Origin of the sequence: Pseudomonas sp. WS 5078 (assembly GCF_012985745.1) — a bacterium.
Lineage (GTDB): Bacteria > Pseudomonadota > Gammaproteobacteria > Pseudomonadales > Pseudomonadaceae > Aquipseudomonas > Aquipseudomonas lundensis_A.
The window spans coordinates 170,858-189,828 of the sequence record NZ_JAAQWX010000005.1 but is presented as its reverse complement, the minus strand read 5'-3'; the positions used below and the strand labels follow the sequence as shown (position 1 = coordinate 189,828).

Annotated in this window: 13 protein-coding genes; 12 read left to right on the top strand and 1 reads right to left on the bottom strand. The window is 60.6% G+C overall.

The window, feature by feature from the left end:
• Nucleotides 1-95 precede the first annotated feature (95 nt).
• The 6 genes from HBN68_RS09395 (at nucleotide 96) to HBN68_RS09370 (ending at nucleotide 8,707) form a co-directional block, all read left to right on the top strand.
• A complete protein-coding gene (locus HBN68_RS09395; protein WP_169963771.1) occupies nucleotides 96-2,186 on the top strand; it encodes a TonB-dependent copper receptor in 2,091 nt (696 codons plus the stop codon).
• Nucleotides 2,187-2,279: 93 nt separating this feature from the next.
• The gene (locus HBN68_RS09390) at nucleotides 2,280-3,656 is read left to right on the top strand and encodes a PepSY domain-containing protein (protein WP_169963769.1); all 1,377 of its coding nucleotides are present in this window, start codon (nucleotides 2,280-2,282) and stop codon (nucleotides 3,654-3,656) included.
• Nucleotides 3,657-3,819: 163 nt separating this feature from the next.
• Complete coding sequence (locus tag HBN68_RS09385; RefSeq protein WP_169963767.1) at nucleotides 3,820-5,946, top strand: TonB-dependent receptor; 2,127 nt, start codon at nucleotides 3,820-3,822, stop codon at nucleotides 5,944-5,946.
• 18 nt (nucleotides 5,947-5,964) lie between these two features.
• A complete protein-coding gene (locus tag HBN68_RS09380) occupies nucleotides 5,965-6,753 on the top strand; it encodes an ABC transporter ATP-binding protein (protein ID WP_094992013.1) in 789 nt (262 codons plus the stop codon).
• Nucleotides 6,750-7,700 (top strand): ABC transporter substrate-binding protein, encoded by a 951-nt coding sequence (locus HBN68_RS09375; RefSeq protein ID WP_094992012.1) that lies wholly within the window; start codon nucleotides 6,750-6,752, stop codon nucleotides 7,698-7,700. The genes HBN68_RS09380 and HBN68_RS09375 overlap by 4 nt, the downstream gene beginning before the upstream one ends.
• The gene (locus HBN68_RS09370) at nucleotides 7,697-8,707 is read left to right on the top strand and encodes an iron ABC transporter permease (protein ID WP_169963764.1); all 1,011 of its coding nucleotides are present in this window, start codon (nucleotides 7,697-7,699) and stop codon (nucleotides 8,705-8,707) included. The genes HBN68_RS09375 and HBN68_RS09370 overlap by 4 nt, the downstream gene beginning before the upstream one ends.
• Here the strand turns inward: HBN68_RS09370 and HBN68_RS09365 are convergent.
• On the bottom strand, nucleotides 8,704-12,204 hold the full coding sequence (locus HBN68_RS09365; protein WP_169963762.1) for a DUF4329 domain-containing protein: 3,501 nt from the start codon (nucleotides 12,202-12,204) through the stop codon (nucleotides 8,704-8,706). The genes HBN68_RS09370 and HBN68_RS09365 overlap by 4 nt on opposite strands.
• Before the next feature lie 350 nt (nucleotides 12,205-12,554).
• On the opposite strand from HBN68_RS09365, the gene urtA reads away from it, so the two are divergent.
• The 6 genes from urtA (at nucleotide 12,555) to HBN68_RS09335 (ending at nucleotide 18,926) form a co-directional block, all read left to right on the top strand.
• A complete protein-coding gene (urtA, locus tag HBN68_RS09360) occupies nucleotides 12,555-13,820 on the top strand; it encodes an urea ABC transporter substrate-binding protein (RefSeq protein ID WP_094992009.1) in 1,266 nt (421 codons plus the stop codon).
• Between the two features lie 70 nt (nucleotides 13,821-13,890).
• Complete coding sequence (urtB, locus tag HBN68_RS09355) at nucleotides 13,891-15,393, top strand: urea ABC transporter permease subunit UrtB (protein WP_094992008.1); 1,503 nt, start codon at nucleotides 13,891-13,893, stop codon at nucleotides 15,391-15,393.
• Complete coding sequence (gene urtC, locus HBN68_RS09350; RefSeq protein ID WP_169963760.1) at nucleotides 15,393-16,472, top strand: urea ABC transporter permease subunit UrtC; 1,080 nt, start codon at nucleotides 15,393-15,395, stop codon at nucleotides 16,470-16,472. The genes urtB and urtC overlap by 1 nt, the downstream gene beginning before the upstream one ends.
• Nucleotides 16,469-17,314: an urea ABC transporter ATP-binding protein UrtD gene (gene urtD, locus HBN68_RS09345; protein ID WP_094992006.1), complete on the top strand. Its 846-nt coding sequence runs from the start codon at nucleotides 16,469-16,471 to the stop codon at nucleotides 17,312-17,314. The genes urtC and urtD overlap by 4 nt, the downstream gene beginning before the upstream one ends.
• 41 nt (nucleotides 17,315-17,355) lie before the next feature.
• Nucleotides 17,356-18,054 carry an urea ABC transporter ATP-binding subunit UrtE gene (gene urtE / locus HBN68_RS09340; RefSeq protein ID WP_094992005.1) on the top strand — a complete coding sequence of 233 codons (699 nt, stop codon included), beginning with the start codon at nucleotides 17,356-17,358 and terminating at the stop codon, nucleotides 18,052-18,054.
• A 32-nt stretch (nucleotides 18,055-18,086) separates the two neighbouring features.
• The gene (locus tag HBN68_RS09335) at nucleotides 18,087-18,926 is read left to right on the top strand and encodes an urease accessory protein UreD (RefSeq protein WP_169963758.1); all 840 of its coding nucleotides are present in this window, start codon (nucleotides 18,087-18,089) and stop codon (nucleotides 18,924-18,926) included.
• Nucleotides 18,927-18,971 lie beyond the last annotated feature (45 nt).

Here is an 18,971-nt window from a genome sequence, read left to right as displayed (position 1 = left end):
GACACAACAACCTCACCCAGGCCCGTCTGTATGCGCTGCTCAAGACAGCCGCAGGCGCGTGGCCGTGTTGTACTCGCTTGAATATTGGAATGTTTATGTCCCGTTTTACTGCTGTCTCCCGTTTGTCCCAGGCACAGACGGTTTTCCCCTTTGCCCTGAGCGCGCTGTGCTGCGCATTGTTCGCGCCGTTGGCGCAGGCGGCCGACCCGGTGGATGAGCACGCCGGACACGTGCGTGAACTCAGCCCGACCGTGGTCACGGCCGTAGCACCCAGCTCCCCGCTGACCATCGTCACCAACCCTAAAGACCCGCGCCAGCCGGTGCCCGCCAGCGATGGCGGTGATTACCTCAAAACCATCCCCGGGTTCGCCCTGATCCGCAACGGCGGCACCAACGGTGATCCGGTGCTGCGGGGCATGTTCGGCTCACGCCTGAACATCCTCACCAACGGCGGCGTGATGCTCGGCGCCTGTCCGGGCCGCATGGACGCCCCGACGTCCTACATTTCGCCGGAAACCTACGATCAACTCACGGTCATCAAAGGCCCGCAAACCGTGCTCTGGGGGCCGGGCGCCTCGGCGGGCACCATCCTGTTTGATCGCCAACCCGAACATTTCGGTGAACTGGGTACGCGGGTAAATGCCAGTCTGCTAGCGGGTTCAAACGGCCGCTTCGACAAAACCATCGATGCCGCTGCCGGTGGCCCGTTGGGCTATGTGCGCGTGATCGGCAATACCGCGCACGCCGACGATTACAAGGACGGCAACGGCGACACGGTGCCGTCGCGTTATGACAAATGGAACGGCGATGTTGCCCTCGGCTGGACCCCTGACGCCGACACGCTGCTGGAGCTCACCGCCGGCAAGGGCGACGGCGAAGCCCGTTCGGCCGGCCGCGGGATGGACGGTAGCCAGTACAAACGCGAAAGCCTGGGCCTGCGCTTTGAGAAGTCCAACATCGGGGAAGTGCTCGACAAGGTCGAAGCGCAGGTTTACTACAACTACGCCGACCACGTGATGGACAACTACACCCTGCGCACCCCATCCGGCACCGGCATGATGGCCGGGCCCATGGCCTCCAACGTCGACCGCCGAACCCTGGGTGCACGCATCAAGGCCACCTGGCACTGGGCAGATTTGCAGTTGATCAGCGGCATCGATGCACAGACCAACGAACACCGTAAACGCATGGGAATGGGCATCGACACCTACAAGGACCAGAACTGGAGCAAGGATGCCGATTTCCACAACTACGGGGCCTTTGGCGAATTGACCTGGTACGCCGCTGACCGCGACCGCGTCATTACCGGCGCCCGCCTTGACCGCGCGTCCGCCAAGGATTTCCGCGCCCGTATCGGTTCGGGAATGATGAGCAAGCCCAACCCGACACTCGATAAAACCCGCGCCGATACCCTGCCCAGCGGCTTTGTGCGCTATGAACATGACCTCGCTGACAGCCCGGCCACCGTCTACGCCGGTTTGGGCCACGCACAGCGTTTCCCGGATTACTGGGAACTGTTTTCACCCACCTCAGGCCCCGCGGGCTCGGTGAATGCGTTCGACGCCATCAAACCCGAAAAGACCACCCAGCTCGACATGGGACTGCAATACAAAACCGAGCGCCTCGAAGCCTGGGCCTCGGTCTACGCCGGGGAGATTCGCGATTACATCCTGTTCGATTACGCCAAGGGTTCTTCCCAGGCACAGAATGTCAACGCACGGGTCATGGGCGGTGAACTGGGGGCTGCGTATCAGTTGACCTCCAACTGGAAAGCCGACGCCACCCTGGCGTATGCCTGGGGCAAAAACACCACGGACGGCAAGGCACTGCCACAAATGCCACCGCTCGACACCCGCCTCGGCCTGACCTACAGCGAAGACGACTGGAGCGCCGGTGCCTTGTGGCGCGTGGTGGCCCGGCAGGACCGGATCGATCGCAACGCCGGTAACGTGGTGGGCAAGGATTACGACAAAAGCGCAGGCTTTGGCGTGTTCTCGCTCAACGGCGCCTACCGCATCAACAAAAACCTGAAAGTCAGCGCCGGGGTCGACAACCTGCTGGACAAAAACTACAGCGAGCACCTGAACATGGCCGGTAACGCAGGATACGGCTACCCGGCGACCGACCCGACGCCGATCAACGAACCTGGCCGCACGTTGTGGACAAAGATTGATGTGAGTTTCTAAACAGCCGCGTTGCCTGCCCCCCGTCCCTCTCCAACCGGAAGAAGGATGGGGGGCAGGCGTCATTAATACTATTTACCTTGCGGAGCCGCTCACATGAGCCAACCCACTCCTTCTTTTTACAACCTGGCCTGGCGGTGGCATTTCTACGCCGGGCTGTTTGTCGCCCCGTTCATGATTCTGTTAGCCCTGACCGGGATCATTTACCTGTTCAAGCCCCAGCTCGACCCTTTGCTCTACGACCACTTGATCAACCTCACCCCGGGCCATCACAGCCTCAGCGCCGACGAACAACTCACCCGCGTTCAGGCCACTTATCCACAGGGGCATATCAGCCAGTACCTGCCCCCGATCAACCCGCAGCGCAGCGGCCAGTTCGTCATCCATAGCGGCGGGCGCGAGCTGAATGTGTTTATCAACCCCTACAACGGCGAGGTGCTGGGCGAGCAGGATGCCAAGCTCAACCTGCAAGCCGTGGCGCGGGCGCTGCATGGCGAACTGATGATCGGCACCCTGGGCGACCGCTTGATAGAGCTGGCCGCAGGCTGGGGCGTGGTGCTGGTGATTTCCGGGCTGTACCTGTGGTGGCCGCGCGGGCAATCGGCCGCAGGCGTGCTATGGCCACGTTTGACCCGTCGCGGGCGCGTGCTGTGGCGCGACCTGCACGCCGTCACCGGATTCTGGGGCGCAGCATTGTTGTTGTTTATGTTGATCAGCGGCATGACCTGGACCGGTTTCTGGGGCAAGCAGTACGCCGACCTGTGGAATCAATTCCCGGCCGCCATGTGGAACAACGTGCCCACGTCCGACACAGAAGCGCGCAGCCTCAACACGGCAACCCGCCAAACCGTGCCCTGGGCGATGGAAAACACCCCAATGCCCGTCTCGGGCGCCCACGCCGAGCACATGGGCCACGGTGCTCATTCCAGCGGCCCTGCGGCGCCGACCATCACCTTGCAGCACGTGGTCGACACCGCGACCCGCCGCAACGTCGAACCCGGTTACAGCATCACGTTGCCGACCACCGCAGAAGGTGTCTTCACCGTCGCAGTCTTCGCCGACGACCCGCGTGACGATGCCACCTTGCATGTCGATCAATACACCGGCGAAGTGCTGGCCGACGTGCGCTGGCAGCATTACAGCAACGTCGCCCGTGCCACCGAAATGGGCGTGATGCTGCACGAAGGCAAACTCTTTGGCTCGCTGAATCAGATCGCAATCCTGCTGGTGTGCCTGATGATTTTGCTCAGTTCGATCAGTGGCCTGGTGATCTGGTGGAAACGCCGCCCGCAAGGCAGCCTGGGCGTACCGCCGCTGCGCCATGCACTGCCAACATGGAAAACCGGTGTGCTGATCATGCTTGGGCTGGCGGTGCTGTTTCCGCTGGTCGGCGTTTCATTGCTTGCCGTCTGGGTACTCGATCGGGTGCTGTTGCGGATCCGCGCCAAACAACAACGTGAACAGCACTCATGACCAACGTGAATGGTTCGAGAGGTGCCGGCTAGAGACTCAGGGATAATGGCGCGCTGACAAAAAAGTCCGATAAGCCTGTTATGTGTAACTGCTTCATTGACGCTTCATCACCCGCCGCCAGGAGGCAGCGGGCATCCCTTTAAAAAAGCGACTCATTGCCCCGATGAATAAGTACCTGTTCTCCAGCCTTTGCCTGCTGACCGTCAACCCTGCGCAGGCGGACGACACCGCACCGTCCTTGATGCTGCCCGCCGCGACCATCACGGCCCCTGAAGTCGATAACACTCACATCGACCTTAAGACTGCCACCCGCGCAGGCTCGCGCCTGAACCTCAGCAGCCTCGAAACCCCGGCCAGTGTCGAAAACCTGACCGGCGCGCAGATCCGCGCGCGTGGCGATCGCAGCGTTCAGAACGCCGTGACCCGCACCACCGGCATCAGCAACACCGGCACACCGGGTAACGGCGGCTCTGCGTACTCGGCCCGTGGCTTCGTGGGTGAAGGCTCGGTCATGCAGCTGTATGACGGCGTGCGCCTCTACAGCGGCGCAGGCACTGTGACCTTTCCGGTGGACGATTGGTCGGTGGAGCGTATCGACGTGCTGCGCGGCCCGGCCTCAGTACTGTACGGCGAGGGCGCGACAGGCGCGGTGATCAACGTGATCCCGAAAAAGCCGTTCATGGGTGACATCGAAAACCACGTGCGCCTCGGCTACGGCTCGTATGACACCCGACAACAAGCGCTGGACAGCGGCGGCTCACTGACCGACACCCTGAGCTACCGGCTGAACCTCAACCACACCCAAAGCAACGGCTGGATCGACCATGGCGATTCAGAAAACACCTTCATCAGCGCCGCCCTACGCTGGCAGGCCACTGACGACCTGACCTTCACCCTGAGCCACGACTACGGCGACCAGCAACCGCAGAACGACTTTGGCGTGCCGTTGATCAACGGCCGATACCACAAGAGTCTGCGCGACAAAAATTACAACGTGCGCGACGCCAAACTGCACTACAACGACCAGTGGACGCGCCTGAACACCGAATGGCAGATCAGCGACACCCTGAGCGCCAGCAACGAACTGTATTACCTGAAAGCCCAGCGGCGCTGGCAGAACGCCGAAAACCATGCCTGGGATGAGGGCAGCCAAAGCCTGTTGCGCAGTGGCTTTTTCAGCATCAAGCACCATCAGGAGCAGTTTGGCGACCGTCAGACCTTCACCCTGAACCACGACCTGTTCGGCCTGAAAAGCAAAACCCTGGTGGGCATGGAGTACAACCGCATCCACTTCAACCTGCACAGCAATGCGCCCTACAACGATGTCGCACCGGGCGGTCAACCTGTCGACGTGTACCACCCGGACCGTGACCAGTTCGAGAGCGCATCCCCGTACCGCGATCAATTCACCACCACGACCCGGCAGGTTGCGCTGTTCGCAGAAAATCGCACTACGTTGACCGATCAACTGTCGCTGGTCACTGGCGTACGCCGCGACATCGTGCGCCTGGATCGCGATGACTTCGCCGAAAGCGGCGTCACCACCCGCAGCGACCGTGGCCTGTCGGCCAACAGCTGGAAAGTCGGGCTGGTGTACGAATTGACGCCGGACATGTCGATCTATGCTCAACAGGCCACCAGTGTCGATGGCGTGGGGGGGTTGATCAGCTTGAGCCAACGTCAGCAAAATTTCGGCCTGGCCCATGCGCGCCAGACTGAAGTCGGCTTCAAACAGATGTTCTGGGAGCAGCGCGGCGAGTGGACGCTGGCGGCTTATCACATCGTCAAAAAGGATTTACTGACCACCGACCCCAGTGATTTCACTCGCACCCTGCAAGTGGGTGAACAATCGTCAAACGGCCTGGAGGCTAGCCTCGATCTGCAGCTGCCGAACCGCTGGGCCCTGCAAGCCAACGCCTCGATCGTGCGGGCTGAATACGACAACTTCAACGACGACGGCGTCTCGCGCAAAGGCAATCGCCCCACCGACGTACCGCGTCGCACCGCCAACCTGTGGTTGAGCACGTTCATCACCGACGATGTGAACGCAGGCGCCGGTGTGCGTTATGTAGATGCGCGTTATGCCGACACGGCCAACACTGTCGAACTGCCGAGCTACACCGTGGTAGACGCCACTGTGAGCTGGAATGCCCTGCCCAATACCATCCTGGGGTTGCGCCTGAACAATTTGTTTAATCGCCAGTACGCCGTAACCCAATACAATGGCGGCCAGCAATGGCTCATGGGCGAGCCGCGCTCGTTCTTTGTAACGGCCGATTACGCCTTTTAACGTTTAACCTGGACCCTTATGCCTCGCCTCACCCTCACGCAACTTGCCTGGTCACCTCTGGGTCACGGCCACTGCCATCACCAGTTTCATCTGCGTGACGCCAACCTGCACGTGGCTGCAGGCGAGTTCGTGGGCCTGATCGGGCCCAACGGCAGCGGCAAGACCAGCCTGCTGCGCTGCGCCTACCGGTTCAGCAAACCCGAGGCGGGCACGGTTCATCTGGAGCAGCACAACCTTTGGCAACAATCCCCCCGTTGGTGCGCGCAACGCATCGCCGTGGTGTTGCAAGAGTTCCCGGATGCCTTCGGCCTGACGGTCGATGAAGTGGTCGCCATGGGCCGCACCCCGCATAAAGGACTGTTTGACGGCGACACGGAAGCCGATCGCCAGTTGGCGCAAAATGCCCTCGCGTCCGTGGGCTTGCACGGTTTTGAAGACCACGCGTTTGCCACCCTGTCGGGCGGTGAAAAACAGCGCGTGATTCTGGCCCGCGCCTTGACCCAGCAACCGGACCTGTTGATCCTCGACGAACCGACCAATCACCTCGACCCGCGTTACCAGCTCGAGCTGCTGCAATTGGTCAAACGCCTGAACATCGGCACCCTCGCCAGCATTCACGACCTGAACCTGGCTGCCGCGTTTTGTGACCGCCTGTATGTGATTAACCATGGCCGGATCGTGGCCAGCGGCACACCTCGCGAAGTGCTGACGGTTGATATGTTACGCGCTGTGTTTGGCGTCGAAGCCCTGATCGATGACCATCCCCTGTCCGGCTACCCGCGCATTACCTGGATAACCCAACCATGAACCTGATCCGCCTCATGCTCTGCTTGAGCGTTATGTGTGCCGCCCAGCTGGCCCAGGCCGAAGCCACGCATTACCCGTTAACGGTCAAAAGCTGCAACCGCGACGTGACCTTCAATGAAGCCCCCAAACACGCGGTCAGCCATGACATCAACATGACCCAAATGATGCTCGCGCTGGGCCTCAAACCGCACATGGCCGGCTACAGCGGCATCAGTGGCTGGAAGGCTGTCACTCCCCAGATGAAGGTGATCCTTGAGGGCCTGCCGGAACTGGCGAGCAAGTACCCCTCCGTGGAAACACTGCTCAATGCCAATGTGGATTTCTTTTTCGCCGGCTGGGACTACGGCATGCGCGTCGGCGGAGACCTGACACCGCACACCCTCACGCCGCTGGGCATCAATGTCTACGAACTGACTGAGTCCTGCGCGTTTGTAATGAAACGCCCGGCAGCCAGCATGGAGGACACTTACAACGACCTGCGCAACCTCGGCAAAATTTTCGACGTGCAAGACCGCGCCAACGAGTTGATTGCACACATGCAGCAAACAATTGCTGACGTTCAGAAGGCCTTGCCGGCCTCAAAGCCGCGGGTATTTCTGTACGACAGCGGCGAAGACCGCGCCATGACCAGCGGCCGTCTGGGCATCCCCCATGCGTTGATTGAAGCGGCGGGCGGTAACGACATCCTCAGCGACATCGACGCCAGCTGGACCCGCATCAATTGGGAAACCGTGGTCGAACGCAATCCAGAAGTGATCGTGATTGTGGATTACAGCGAAGTCACTGCGGAGCAGAAACAGCACTTCCTGCAAACCCACCCTGCGCTGCAATCAGTGGACGCGATTCGTCACAAACGCTTCATCGTCATTCCGTACGTGCAAGCCACGCCGGGTATCGACAACGTGCTGGCGATCGAGACGCTTGCCAAAGGCTTTCATCCGCAATGATGACGGGTCGTTACGCACTGCTGCTGACCAGCCTCGGTGCCCTGTTGCTGGTGTCGTGTGTCGTGTCGCTGGGCTTTGGCCCGGCGCGGGTTCCGGTGGAGGTGGTGTGGCACATCCTGCTGAACAAACTGTTCGGTATCGGTGACGTGAGCTGGACGGCGGGGCAAGCGCACATCGTGTGGTTGATTCGCGTCCCGCGCATGTTGCTGGGAGCGCTGGTCGGTGCCGGGCTGGCCTTGATCGGCACTGTGTTGCAAGCCGTGACGCGTAATCCGCTGGCTGACCCGCACCTGCTGGGCGTCACCAGCGGCGCTACGCTAGGCGCCGTGATCGTGGTGTTGCACGTGGGCGAGATCGTCGGTTTGCTGACCCTGCCCATCGCAGCCTTTATTGGCGCCTTGCTCAGCATGCTGCTGGTACTGGCCATCGCTAGCCGCCACGGGCGACTGGACAGCGATCGCCTGCTGTTATGCGGCGTGGCGGTATCGTTTGTGATGATGGCCGTGGCCAATACACTGCTGTTTTTGGGCGATCATCGCGCCAGTTCCGCCGTACTGTTCTGGATGCTCGGCGGCTTGGGGCTGGCGCGCTGGGAACTGCTGGCCATTCCCAGCGCCAGCGTCTTGCTGGGGCTGGTTTTGCTGCTGGGAATGGCCCGTCCGCTGAATGCTTTGATGGCCGGTGAACAAACCGCCGTCACCCTCGGCCTCAATGCCCGCAATGTGCGACTGCGGGTCTTTCTGATTGCTTCGCTGATGACCGGTGTACTGGTGGCCATCAGCGGTTCGATCGGCTTTGTTGGCTTGATGATCCCGCACATCGCACGCCGTTTGATCGGCGCAGAACACCGACGCCTGCTGCCGGTGTCAGCCTTGCTGGGCAGCGTGTTTCTGGTGTGGGTCGATGTGGCCGCTCGCACCTTGATCGCCCCGGAAGACTTGCCCATCGGAGTGGCCACCGCAGCCATAGGCGGGCTGTTCTTTATCGCGTTGATGCGCAAACGCTAAAGCTCGTCGTGCCACGGCGCTGACGGGATTTCCAGGGTGCTCGCTGCGCCCTGTTGCAGCTTGCTGGCATCGTCCCAGTCAAACGGTGTTTGCTGGGTTTGGCCGGTGATGGTGAGGCTCTGGGCGACATCGCCCTTATGCGGCCAGGTCGGGCTGATCACCACCACACTCAACGTTCCGCTATTAAGGACGCGCGTCAGTAACTCGCTGGGTTTGAGCGTCGGTGGAACGTATTCCTCGTAACGTCGAGTGGTGCGGTCCGGTTGATAGTTCTCCGCGAAATACCCCTCATAGGTAAGGTTCGATCCACTGATCGGCTGGCAGAGCTGCTGTGTCGCCGCCGACGTGCCACGCGTGTATTTCAACAGCGCGCCATCATCGGTCGAGTGGTAGATCGTCGCAAAGCTGTTGTCGCTGTCATAGGTTTTTAAAAGGTCGGTGGCGTAGCAAATATCCACTGGCCAAAACATGTTGTTGAGCAAGTTGTTCTCAAGCCTGCTGTAGGACGCCTGGAGTGATGGCGCACGAGAAAACACCAGGTGTTTGCGCGTATAGCCCGCTGCAAAAACCGGTAGGGGGTGCAACTGGCCGTCCACGTGTTTGTGGGTGAACAACAGGGTTTCCGGAGCATTGGCCACCTCCCCGCCCGTGAGGGGTTCTATGGCGACAAAGGTGTTGTAGTCAGACGTGCCCAATATGGCTGCGACCAGATTTAACGCGTTGGGGTGCGCAATGCTCGAGTTCACATAGCGGGCGGCATCGTCGGCATGGGCGAAAACAGGGCTCAACGCAAAGCGCCGGGTCTGCGCGACCGGCATGGTCACCGGTTTACGGTAAGGCAGCCAACTGGCCGTGACGGTCCCCGGGGTGCTCCAGAGCGGGCTTTTAATCAACACATCAAGCTGACCGCTGGCTGCCACTTGATAGACATAATTGGTGACATGCAATGCGCCGGTCAGTATGTCGGTCAGCAACGGGCGGCCCCAGTCGCGAAACAGACCGGAGGTCAATTGCAGCCACAGGTTAACCGGGACATACCTGAGTAGCGCGCCTTCATTGGTGGACAGGTACAGCGGCACCTCGCCCGTAAACGCGCCACGCTGCTGCTTGACCATACTCACCAGCCCCAACCCGTCTGCGAAGTCGTCAGGCGTCACAAACCCCAACAGCGTATTGAGGTTGCGCACCTCTCTCACTTCCCAGGGGGTCGCGAAATAGGTTGCCGGGGCACCCAGATAGACCGCATGAAGCTTGAACCCCGAAGGCAGGGTGTTATTTCGCTCAGCGTGTTCACGCGGGAAAACGCGGTCCAGTAATAACCCACCGCCCTCCATCGGCAACGTCGCGACAAACTCGTCGCTGTGGACGCTTTTCAAAATAAATCCAAATTGGCGCTTGTGGCGTGCCCCCATGTGGGTATGTGCATACCGGGCCGCGTCACGGGACTGTGTAAATACAGGGCTTAACGCTGGCTGGACAGTGGCCTGCTGAACGTCAACGGGTGCAGGCGAGGGCTTCCATTGCGGGGTGATCCTGGCAGGTTGCCCCCATAAAGGACTCCCCTCGATCACGTACAGATCACCGGTTCGCACCACTTGCCCCACGTACTCGGTCGGCTTAAGCGTATGGGTGCGCAATTTGAGCTGCAGCGTGTTGTGGCGCACGTTTTGCGGGTTGGCCGCCGGCGGTGCTAGCCGGGCAAGGAACTTCTTTTCGCGATCAGAGCCACTGGGCACGTACTTGAGTAGCGCGCCGTCCGGGGTGGACAAAAAGCGAGCCGCCGCCCAGTCACGGTCCTGGATAGCGGCGCACAGCTCATGCGGTTCAAACATATTGGCGTACAGCTGTTGCTCAACGTCCGGCGTCGACAACATCGAGTGCTGCGCGTGATGAGCATGATAGAACGCCACAACGCTTGCGCCTGCCGGTGTCAGGTCAAGGCGTTCGCCGGGGATGATGCCCGAGGGATCGAAGGTTTCATTGCGCCCTGCCAGAGGCTCGGTCGCCACAAATCGCCTGTCGAGCCGTTGGAAGATCAGGCCACCAAAGATGCGGTCTGTCCGGGCTGAGCGCCTTATTTTCTGATGGACATAACGGGCGGCGTCTTCAGCCGTTGCAAATGAAGGGCTCAAGGCTCTGCGACGCAGGCGCGCATACGGCGTCCAATCCGGCTTGACCTGACCCGGCTGCCCCCAGACATCGCTGTGGTACACCACCTGCAAGGTGCCCATTTGCGCCAGCCCGCGGATATAGGCAGTGGGCGTGACATGACCGCTCAACAGGTCGCGCTTAATTGCCAGACCGCCGCCTTCGGCCACGCTGAGCAGGCGCACGTAGGGTTCTTCGGCAAACGTCGAAGAGGGTTGATACGTCAGCAATGCACCATCACGTACTGTGATGTACAAGGGCAACGGCGGTATTGGCCGATCAAAACGCAGGGCTAGCGCCAGGCGCAGGCTGTGCGCCAGCGCGCCGGGCTCGATAAAGCGCTTGTACACCTGAGCCTGTTGAGCCGGAACCTGAGCCGGGTCGTGGTACAGGCTGTCGCAGTAATACTGGGCAATCACATCCAGATTTCTGGGTATGACCACGGCACCCGCTGCGTTAAAGGTAAACACACCCTCAGGGGAGAACGGAGTTGGCGCACCGACTACCGGCTCGGTGGCCAGGTACTGCTCCTTATCCTGGTATTTAAGGATGTAGCCATATTGTTGCTCAGGCTGTTGATACTGACGCAACCGGGTGAATTTCACGGCCTCCAGTAGCGTCGTGAAAACCGGGCTGTAAGCAGGTTGCTGCACGCGTTTGCTCGGCGCATCAATGCCGGCAGCCGGGACGTAAATGCTGAAATCGGCCCCCACCTTTCCGACTTTCCATCCCCAGATGTCGTTGGTTTGGATAACGCTCAGTTCGCCCGCCGCTGACAGTTCGTGCACATATTCGATCAGGCGCTTGGCCCTGATGATTCCTTTTTGATAGGCCTGCACCAGGGCGTGCTCCGCGTCAGACCCACTGGGCACGTATTTGATCAGCGAACCATTAAGCCCGGATAAATAGCCCGCCCGCGCAAACCCTCGCATGCCGACGGTGAAGATCACATCGGGCGGCGAAAAGAAATTCATCGAGGTCTCAACAGACTCTTTCGACCAACTCGGAAAGTACCTTTTAACCTCTTCGTAGTTATTGGGATGGGAATGATAAAACGCGTAGCAGGTGTAGCCCGGCGGGTGCAGAAAATTATTGTCCGCATCCGTCGAGAGCACCCGGTCATGCTGGAACATCCGGCTTTCGCCCTGAACCGGCAAGGTCGCCAGAAACAACCCGTCCTGACGCTGCAAGATGACTCCGCCGTACTCCACCTCACGCCGGTCACCAATCATTTCGTGGGCATATCGGGCCGCGTCATCAGGGTAAGCAAACGGCGGGCTTAACGCAGGCAGCGGCACAGTCTTGGCCGCTGTACCGCGCTCCACGCGCTCGTGAAAAAACTGGCTCACTTTCACACTCCTTGAATCAGATGGTTGAGCGCAACGCCGTTGCGCCTTCCCATCATCAAGAGCGGCCCTGAGCGCAGGTCATATTTAATTACTTAAATGGCGCGTCCCTGCAAAACGCTCTGTTTCAGGCAGCGGTTCACTGCCTGCGCGCCTTCATCGGGCAAAGCACCATGGCGGCGCATCGGCGTGCACGCGGGTTGGTTGCAGGCGCTGTCGTGGTGCGAAAAAAGGCTCACTTTGTGTGCAACCCCCTTATTCAGAGGGCTTTAGCAATCCGGCACAGCCCTTGCTACAGCCCTTGGCAGTGCAGGTATTGGCTCGCCAACCATCAGAACTCTGGAGATCGCACCATGAAGCGTCGCAGCTTGATCAAAGCTTTCACCCTTACCGCCTCAATCGCAGCCATGGGCATGAGCTGGACGGTCCACGCAGCCGAGACCATCAAGGTCGGCATTCTTCATTCGCTGTCCGGCACCATGGCGATCTCCGAGACCTCGCTCAAAGACATGGCGCTGATGACCATCGACGAGATCAACGCCAAAGGCGGGGTGAACGGCAAAATGCTCGAAGCGGTAGTGGTCGACCCCGCCTCCAACTGGCCCCTGTTTGCTGAAAAAGGTCGCCAACTGCTGACCCAGGACAAGGTCGCCGTGGTGTTCGGCTGCTGGACGTCAGTGTCGCGCAAGTCGGTGTTGCCGGTGTTTGAAGAACTCAACGGTTTGCTGTTCTACCCGGTGCAATACGAAGGTGAAGAAATGTCACCCAACGTGTTCTACACCGGCGCCGCGCCCAACCAGCAGGCCATCCCGGCCGTTGAATACCTGATGAGCGAAGACGGCGGCAGCGCCCAACGGTTCGTGTTGCTGGGCACTGACTATGTGTACCCGCGCACCACCAACAAAATCCTGCGCGCGTTCCTGCACTCAAAAGGCGTGGCCGACAAAGACATCGAAGAGGTTTACACCCCGTTCGGCCACAGCGATTACCAGACCATCGTCTCCAACATCAAAAAATTCTCGGCCGGCGGCAAGACCGCAGTGATCTCCACCGTCAACGGCGACTCCAATGTGCCGTTCTATAAAGAGCTGGCCAACCAGGGCATCAAGGCCACCGACGTGCCGGTGATTGCCTTCTCGGTGGGCGAAGAAGAGCTGCGTGGCATCGACACTAAGCCGCTGGTGGGCAACCTGGCCGCGTGGAACTACTTCCAGTCGGTGGAGAACCCGGTCAACCAGAAATTCGTCGCTGACTGGAAGGCCTATGCCAAGCAACACAACCTGCCGGGCGCCGACAAAGCCGTGACCAACGACCCGATGGAAGCCACCTACGTCGGCATCCACATGTGGGCGCAAGCCGCGGAACAGGCCAAATCGACCGACGTGGACAAGGTGCGCGAGGCGCTGGCCGGACAAACCTTTGCGGCACCGTCGGGTTACACACTGACCATGGACAAGACCAACCACCACCTGCACAAGCCCGTGATGATTGGCGAAATCCAGCCCGACGGTCAGTTCAGCGTGGTCTGGCAGACCGACGGCCCGATCCGTGCCCAACCCTGGAGCCCTTACATCCCGGGCAACGATAAAAAGCCGGATCACGCGGTGAAAGGTAACTAACCACAATAAAGCCCCTCTCCCCGATCCACTCCCGCTGGGAGAGGGAGCCGCGCTTACAGGGACACTCACTATGCCCACCGTCTTTTACCGTTTTATCGTCGCCTGCCTGCTGCTATTGCCCGCAGGCGCGTATGCCGATGACGCCAGTGAGTTTGCTGGCGCCAATCTGCCCATGCAGGTCAAGTTGCTTGAAGGTTGGGCGGCCCAACCCGACCCGGCCCGCATCGCACTGCTCAGCGAACTGCAAAGTGGGCAGGTCACCGTCGATGGCCAGCCCAAGACCGTGCGTTTGAACAACCGTCTGCGCGCCTTGATCGACAACGCAGTGGCCAGCCATCAACTGCTGGCGGCTGATCCCCAACAGCGCCTGAATGCCGCGCGACAGGTGCAGAAAACCGCGAAACCCGCCCAGCTTGCACTGCTCAATCGTCGCCTGACCCTCGAAACCGATGACGATGTGCGCGCGGCCTTGAGCCTCGCATTGGCCAATCTGCAACTGGTGGACGCCGACCCCGCCGTGCGTCTGGCAGCGGTGCGTCTGCTGGGTGAAACCGGCGAGCCGCTGGCCCGCACGCGACTTGAAACCCTGCTGCAACCGGACGTTGAAACCGATCACGGCGTGCGCACTGCGGCCGAAACCAGCCTGGCGCAAGTCACACGCAAGCTGCTGATTGGCGACCTGCTGGGCCAGGCGTTCAGCGGCTTGTCACTGGGCTCGATTCTGCTACTGGCGGCCCTCGGGCTGGCGATCACATTTGGCCTGCTGGGGGTCATCAACATGGCCCACGGCGAAATGCTGATGCTCGGCGCTTATTCCACGTATGGCGTGCAGTTGCTGTTCCAGCGTTTCGCACCCGGCGCCATTGAGTTCTACCCGCTGCTGGCACTGCCGGTGGCGTTCTTCGTCACCGCCGGGGTGGGCATGGTGCTGGAACGCACGATCATTCGTCACCTCTACGGGCGCCCGCTGGAAACCCTGCTCGCGACTTGGGGCATCAGCCTGATCCTGATTCAACTGGTGCGCCTGCTATTCGGTGCGCAGAACGTCGAAGTGGCCAACCCCGCATGGCTTTCGGGCGGGGTTCAAGTGCTGCCCAATCTGGTGTTGCCGTTCAACCGGCTGGTGATCATCTGCTTCGCACTGGCCGTAGTGTTCCTCACCTGGTTGTTGCTGAACAAAACCCGTCTGGGGCTCAACGTGCGTGCCGTCACCCAAAACCGCAACATGGCCGCTTGCTGCGGCGTGCCCACCGGGCGCGTGGACATGCTCGCCTTCGGCCTTGGTTCGGGGATTGCCGGACTGGGCGGCGTGGCCTTGAGCCAAGTCGGCAACGTAGGCCCCGACCTGGGCCAGGGCTACATCATTGATTCCTTTCTGGTGGTGGTGCTGGGCGGTGTCGGCCAATTGGCGGGCACGGTGTACGCGGCGCTGGGACTGGGCATCGCGAACAAGATTCTCGAGCCGCAGATCGGCGCCGTACTCGGCAAAATCCTTATCCTGGGGCTGATCATTCTGTTCATTCAGAAACGCCCGCAAGGCCTTTTCGCGCTGAAAGGACGGGTGATCGACTGATGAATCAGCCATTGCTAATGACCGCGACACAAAAAGCCGGCCCGACCGCAACGGCAGTGATCGGCGCTGTTGTTCTAGTCATCCTGCTGGCCATGCCGGTGCTGTCGCTGCTGCCTGCCGACAGCCCGTTTCAGGTATCGGCGTATACCTTGACGCTGGTGGGGAAAATCCTCTGTTACGCCATCGTCGCCCTGGCACTGGATCTGGTGTGGGGGTACGCCGGCCTGCTGTCATTGGGCCACGGACTGTTTTTCGCCCTCGGCGGCTACGCAATGGGCATGTACTTGATGCGTCAGGCGGCGGGCGATGAACTGCCTGCCTTCATGACTTTCCTGTCGTGGACCGAATTGCCGTGGTATTGGGTGGGCACCGAGCACTTCGCCTGGGCAATGTGCCTGGTGGTACTGGCGCCGGGTTTAGTAGCGCTGGTGTTCGGGTTCTTCGCGTTCCGCTCGCGCATCAAGGGCGTGTACTTTTCGATCATGACCCAAGCCCTGACGTTCGCCGCGATGCTGCTGTTTTTCCGCAACGAAACCGGTTTTGGCGGCAACAACGGCTTCACCCACTTCCGCTCCATTTTGGGCTTCGGCATCACCGAACCCGGCACCCGCGCGACGCTGTTTTTCGCCACAGTGCTGCTGTTGGTCAGCAGCCTGTTGCTGGGCTGGCGCCTGGCGCGCAGCAAATTCGGACGCGTGCTGACCGCCGTGCGAGACGCCGAAAATCGCCTGATGTTCTGCGGCTACGACCCGCGTGGTTTCAAGCTGTTCGTGTGGGTCTTGAGCGCGGTGCTGTGTGGTCTGGCGGGTGCGCTGTATGTGCCGCAAGTGGGGATCATCAACCCCGGCGAGATGTCGCCCACCAACTCCATCGAAGCCGCTGTGTGGGTGGCATTGGGCGGGCGCGGCACGCTGATTGGCCCGTTACTGGGCGCAGGCGTGGTCAACGGCATGAAGAGCTGGTTCACCGTGGCCTTCCCCGAATACTGGCTGTTCTTCCTCGGTGCGCTGTTTATCGTCGTCACGCTGTACCTGCCCAAGGGTGTCATCGGGCTATTGAAGAAAAGGGGTGATCAATGAGGAATGTCTTGCTCGAACCCATGCTCGACCCCAACAAGGATCAAGGCAGCAGCCGCGATGCCATTGGTCTGGGACAGACCGCTGGCAAGGGGCTCGACACCCGCCACGGCACGATCCTGACCCTTGAGGGCATCAGCGTCAGCTTTGATGGCTTCAAGGCACTGAACAACCTCAACCTGTACATCGGGGTCGGCGAGTTGCGCTGCATCATCGGGCCTAACGGCGCAGGCAAGACCACGATGATGGACGTTATCACCGGCAAGACCCGCCCCACTGAAGGTCAGGCCTGGTTTGGTGAAACCCTCGACCTGCGGCAGATGAGCGAAGTGCAGATTGCCCAGTCGGGGATTGGCCGCAAGTTTCAAAAACCCACGGTGTTCGAAGCGCTGAGCGTGTTCGAAAACCTGGAGCTGGCGCAAAAAACCGACAAGTCGGTGTGGGCCAGCTTGCGCGCCACACTGACCGGCGAACAAAAAGACCGCATCGACGAGGTGCTGCAAACCATCCGTCTCGCCAACGCGCCGCATCGCCCGGCGGGGTTGTTGTCCCACGGGCAAAAACAGTTTCTGGAAATCGGCATGTTGCTGGTGCAAGACCCGCAGTTATTACTGCTGGATGAGCCCGTGGCGGGCATGACCGACGCCGAAACCGAGTTCACCGCCGAGCTGTTCAAAAGCCTGGCGGGCAAGCACTCACTGATGGTCGTGGAGCACGACATGGGCTTTGTGGGTTCGATTGCCGACCACGTCACCGTGTTGCATCAGGGCAGTGTGCTGGCCGAGGGTTCGCTGGAGCACGTGCAAGCCGATGAACGCGTGATCGAGGTGTATCTGGGCCGTTGAGAGAGCAGGCACAGATCGGCGTCGTCAAAAGGGGATCAAACATGTTGAAGGTTGAAAAACTGCATCAGTTCTACGGCGGCAGCCACATCCTGCGCGGCTTGTCGTTTGAGGCCAGGGTGGGCGAAGTCACGTGCCTGCTGGGCCGTAACGGCGTCGGCAAAACCACCTTGCTTAAGTGCCTGATGGGTTTGCTGCCCGTCAAAGAGGGTGACGTGCGGTGGGAAGACCGGCTCATCACCTCGCTCAAACCTCACCAAAGGGTTCATGCCGGCATCGCTTATGTGCCGCAGGGCCGGGAAATCTTCGGGCGTCTGACGGTGGAAGAAAACCTGTTGATGGGCCTGTCCCGCTTCCCCGGCGCCGAAGCCAAAGCCGTACCGGCGTTTATCTACGAACTGTTTCCGGTGCTGCTGCACATGAAGCATCGGCGCGGCGGCGATTTGTCCGGGGGGCAGCAACAACAGCTGGCGATTGGCCGTGCATTGGCCAGCCGCCCGCGGCTGTTGATCCTCGACGAACCCACCGAAGGCATCCAGCCCTCGGTCATCAAGGAAATCGGCACCGTGATCAAGCAATTGGCCGCACGTGGGGACATGGCGATTTTGCTGGTGGAACAGTTTTACGACTTTGCCGAGGAGCTGGCCGATCAGTATCTGGTGATGTCACGGGGCGAAATCATTCAGCAAGGCCGGGGTGAAAATATGCAAACAGACGGTGTACGTGGCCTCGTGACGATTTAATCTGTAACTCTTTATTGCCAAGCTGAGCCCCTATGAATTTACCCGCCAACACTGCCCTGTTTACCCCCAACTGGCTTGCCGAGCTGGAGCTGGGCTATGGGCGTTTTGGCGACAGCACACGCCCGACCCTGCGCCGTCACCTCGGCCCCTTGCGCGTGCAAAAACACCTGTACGCCGAAGGGCCACAGGTGTGCCAACACATCATCGTGCACCCGCCCGGCGGGATTGCCGGTGGCGATCAGCTCGATATTCGCGCCAGCGTCGGCCCTGACGCCTGGGCCCAGCTCACCAGCCCCGGCGCAGCAAAGTGGTACCGCGCCGCAGGCCCGGCCTATCAACGTGTTGAATTAAAGGTCGCGGCGGGGGCCACGCTGGAATGGTTGCCCCAAGAAACCATCGTCTTCAGCGCGGCGCAGGCCGAACTGAGCACCCGCATCGAACTTGAAGGCAATGCACGCCTGTTTTACTGGGACATGATTGCGTTGGGCAGGCAGGCCAGCGGGGAACGTTTCGAGCACGGGTACTTTCAATCGCATCTGGATATCCGCCGTGATGGCCAGTTGCTCTGGCATGAGCGCCAGCGCATTGTAGGCGGCGACGGCCTGCTGGACTCGCCCATCGGGCTGGACGGCAACCCAGTGTTTGCGACGCTGCTGGTGACCGGAGAGGTCAGCCCTGAACGGCTTGAAGCCTGTCGCTCGCTGCCTCACCCGGTACGCGGCGATCTGACCCAACTGCCGGGCTTGCTGGTGGCCCGCTGCCTGGCGGGCGAAGCGTTACAGGCGCGCAGCTGGCTGATTGATCTGTGGCGACTGCTGCGCCCGGCCCTGCTGGGCCGTGAAGCGGTTACACCACGAATATGGAGTACCTGAAGTGCCCTTGCCCCAGCGCTCTTCCTATGGGAACGGGGCATAAGG